This is a genomic window from Gordoniibacillus kamchatkensis, assembly GCF_000829455.1.
GTDB lineage: Bacteria > Bacillota > Bacilli > Paenibacillales > NBRC-103111 > Gordoniibacillus > Gordoniibacillus kamchatkensis.
This window is the reverse complement of record NZ_JXAK01000129.1, coordinates 1-4,014: the sequence shown is the minus strand read 5'-3', so window position 1 is coordinate 4,014 and position 4,014 is coordinate 1. Positions and strand designations below refer to the sequence as shown.

The window sequence follows — 4,014 nt, the reverse complement described above, 5'->3', positions numbered from 1 at the left end:
GTTTTTGCAGCTTTATCCGTCGGCGAATATTCTGGTGGCGACCAAAAAGGACTTTGAAACGAAAAACCGCAAAACGTTTTGCGCGCGGATCGCTACAGGTGATTATGATGCGATCATCATTGGCCATTCGCAGTTTGAGAAAATTCCGATTTCAACGGAGCGGCAGCGGCAGCAACTGTACGAGCAGATTTCGGAAATTACTAATGGCATTCGGGAACTCAAGGAAGCCAGGGGCGAACGCTATGCGATCAAGCAGCTTGAAAAAACGAAAAAGACGCTGCAAACCAAGCTGGAGAAGCTGAACGACACGAGCCGCAAGGATGATGTCGTGACCTTCGAGGAACTGGGCGTAGACCGACTATTCGTGGACGAAGCCGATTCGTACAAAAACCTGTTTCTTTACACGAAAATGCGCAATGTGGCCGGATTGTCGCAAACCGAAGCGCAGAAGTCGTCGGACATGTTTGCCAAATGCCGCTATCTGGACGAACTGACCGGAGGCCGGGGCATTATCTTTGCGACGGGTACGCCAATCTCCAATTCGATTACCGAGATGTATACGATGCAGCGCTACTTGCAATACGAGCGGCTCAAGCGGCAGGGATTGCAACATTTTGACGCATGGGCTTCGACATTTGGTGAAACCGTCACCGCGATCGAGCTTGCTCCGGAAGGAACGGGCTATCGGGCGAAAACCCGGTTTGCCCGTTTTTACAATTTGCCGGAACTGATGAATATGTTCAAAGAAGTGGCCGACATCCAGACGGCGGACATGCTCCAGCTTCCCGTACCGAAGGCGCATTATCATAATGTTGCTGTGCCGCCAAGCGACTTCCAGCGGGAAATGGTGGCGGATCTCGCCCGCCGCGCCGAGCGGGTGCGGGCGAAAGAAGTGGAGCCGCACGAGGACAACATGCTGACGATCACCAATGACGGACGCAAACTGGCGCTCGATCAGCGGTTGGCGAATCCCCTGCTTCCCGACGACGAAGGCAGCAAAGTCAGCGTCTGCGCGGACAATGTCTTCCGGTATTGGGCGGAACATCAGGAGCAGCGTTTGACCCAGTTGGTGTTCTGCGATTTGTCCATTCCGAAACAGGATGGTGCCTTCAATGTGTACGACCAGCTGCGGCGCAAGCTGATGGAGAAAGGTGTTCCTGCCGAGGAAATCGCGTACATTCACGATGCCAATACCGAGGTCAAGAAAAAGGAACTGTTCGCCAAAGTACGCAGCGGACAGGTTCGGATACTGCTCGGATCGACATTCAAAATGGGCGCGGGCACGAACGTGCAAACGAAGCTGATTGCCCTTCACGACCTCGACTGCCCTTGGCGTCCGCGGGACCTGGAGCAGCGCAGCGGGCGCATTATCCGGCAAGGCAACCAGAACAGCGAAGTGCATATTTTTCGCTATGTGACGGAGAACACGTTCGACGCGTACCTTTATCAGACACTGGAGAACAAGCAGCGCTTCATTTCGCAGATCATGACCAGCAAGTCGCCGGTCCGTTCCGCCGAGGATATCGACGAGACGGCGCTCTCCTATGCCGAAGTGAAGGCGCTGGCGACCGGCAACCCGTACATCAAAGAGAAAATGGACCTGGACATTCAGGTATCCAAATTGAAGCTGCTCAAAGCCAACCACTTGAGCCAGCGCTACGCACTGGAGGACCGCCTGCTCAAAATGCTGCCGCAGCAGATCAAATCCACCGAAGAACGAATTGCCCGCTATGAACAGGACGTTGCTTTGTATACACGATCTTTGGCATCCGAGGCGGATGGGGCAGATAAATTTCCCGGCATGACGATCAAAGATTACACCTACTCGGAGAGGGCGGCAGCGGGCGCGGCTTTGCTGGACGCTTGCAAAGGCATGACATCGCCCGATCCGCAGGAATTCGGCAGCTACCGGGGATTTTCCTTGTGGCTGTCCTTTGACAGCTTCCATAAGGAGTACAAGGTCACGCTTCGCGGCGCGCTCGGTCATACGGTGACGCTCGGAGCGGATGCAGGCGGCAACATAAGCCGCATCAACAATGCCTTGTCCGACTTGCCTGCAAAGCTGGAACATGCCCGCGAGCAGCTTGCCACCTTGCGGCAGCAGATGGTCACGGCCAAAGAGCAAATCGAGGCTCCTTTCGAGAAGGAGCAGGAACTGCAAATGAAAGCGGCGCGGCTTGCGGAGCTGAATGCCCTTCTGAACATGGACAAACGGGAAAACGAAGCCGTGGACAGCGTTCCGGACGAAGAACCGGAAGCGCCCGAACGGCGGGTGGTGGGCCGTGAGCGATAACGGCCTGACACCGTCGTTCCTCCCCCTGAAAGGGAACTTCATGCTGACCATTACGGAAAAGAACATGGTATCGGTGCGAGCATTTCACAGGTCGAAGATAGCTCACTTGTTAAAGTTATCAATCACATGACGAATTGGACTCCGGTTTTGGGGTCCTTTTCTCGTTTCCGGAGGAATGAACATGTTGTATGCCAGCCCAAGCGGCGGATGCTTTTGTCCGATTTTGCCGCCTTTTGGTTACGGAACCGGCTTGATCGAGGAGGGAGAAACCGTGCCATCGTTGGAGTTGATATCCAAAGAGAAAAACGGATTTGGCGACACGTATTATTACATCCGCGACTCAAACGGGGTGACCAGTCAAGTTCATGAAGGCGATTTAGACGCATTCATGAAAAAGAAAGGCGTTACGAAGTTGAAGGAAGGCAGAGCTTATACGTACCCCAAAAAGAGGGGTAAGGCACGATGAACCATATACCCATCGGACGCTCCTGGATTTCCAAAAGGAGCTGCGGCAATGAGCTATGTAAACAAGGAACAGATCGAACGTGCCAAAAGACTGGACCTGCTCACATATTTGCATATGCACGAGCCGGCAGAACTGGTCCGATGCTCCCGCAATGTCTACACCACCCGGACACACGACAGCTTGAAAATTTCCAACGGCAAATGGTACTGGTGGTCAAGGGGGATCGGCGGACGCTCGGCGCTGGACTATTTGATCAAAGTGCGGGGCATGTCTTTTCCCGATGCGGTGCTGCAAATTGAAGGCGTTCATCCAGGCAGCGCACCTGCATTTTCGCAATCTTTGCAACAACGCTCATCTCCAGCGCGGTTTGAGCTTCCCGAACCGAATCATACATCGCATCGCGTCATGGCCTATCTCAGCAAACGTGGTATCCATCGCACTTTGATCGACTACTGTCTCGAAACGGGGCGCTTGTATGAAAGCCGACGCTATCACAACGCGGTATTCGTCGGATTTGACCAGGAAGGGACGCCGCGCTATGCGGCGATACGCGGTACGACAAGCACCCGTTATATGGGGGAAGCCGTTGGCAGCGACAAGCGGTATTCGTTTTCCATTCCGGCCTCGAAAAACAGTACGGAACTGCATCTGTTTGAGAGCGCTATTGATCTCTTATCCTACTGTACACTGGAACATCTCGCCGGCCGGGATTGGCGGCAGGCGCATAAGCTGTCGCTGGCCGGAATATACAGGCCCAGGACAAATGGGGAGGACTCTACTCCTCCGTCTGCCCTAACGCATTACTTGAAGTGCTTTCCCCAAGTAAATCGACTTGTTCTGCACCTGGATAATGATGAGCCGGGGCGATTGGCGGCAGCACGATACAGAGGCTCCTCTCCCCCGCCCTTCTCATATCCGATGAGCCGCCTAAGTTCGGAAAGGATGTAAACAACGAATTGATGGAATTCCGGCGAAGACGCGGTGAACCATCCCGATAGCGGTAGACGCTGAACGGTCAATGTCTTTTTTGGGGTTACGAAATTTTTCACTGTATGTGGATAAGATGTGAATAGATTGAGGATAAGCGCAACCGCATTGATTGTATAGCATGTAATAGGTATAATAAAATCAATATACAGCTATGCAAGGAGTGACAAAGATGATTATCAAGCCTTCTGCCAGTATCCGGCAAAACTATAATGAAATCGCCGATCTATGCAAATCGTCCGGGGAACCGGTGTATCTGACCAAGAAC

Annotated in this window: 3 protein-coding genes; all 3 read left to right on the top strand. The window is 53.2% G+C overall.

Features of this window, described 5'->3' with window-relative positions:
• A partial coding sequence (locus tag SD70_RS32315; RefSeq protein WP_041052804.1) for a helicase-related protein occupies positions 1-2,293 on the top strand: 2,293 nt, incomplete at its 5' end.
• A gap of 271 nt (positions 2,294-2,564) precedes the next feature.
• On the top strand, positions 2,565-2,759 hold the full coding sequence (locus SD70_RS32310; protein WP_231571727.1) for a hypothetical protein: 195 nt from the start codon (positions 2,565-2,567) through the stop codon (positions 2,757-2,759).
• Between the two features lie 48 nt (positions 2,760-2,807).
• The gene (locus SD70_RS32305; RefSeq protein WP_231571726.1) at positions 2,808-3,707 is read left to right on the top strand and encodes a DUF3991 and TOPRIM domain-containing protein; all 900 of its coding nucleotides are present in this window, start codon (positions 2,808-2,810) and stop codon (positions 3,705-3,707) included.
• Positions 3,708-4,014 lie beyond the last annotated feature (307 nt).

What these genes read in the sequence shown, in the direction of transcription:
- SD70_RS32305 (WP_231571726.1), top strand. Translation starts at nt 2,808, where the DNA reads ATGAGCTATGTAAACAAGGAACAGATCGAACGTGCCAAAAGACTGGAC.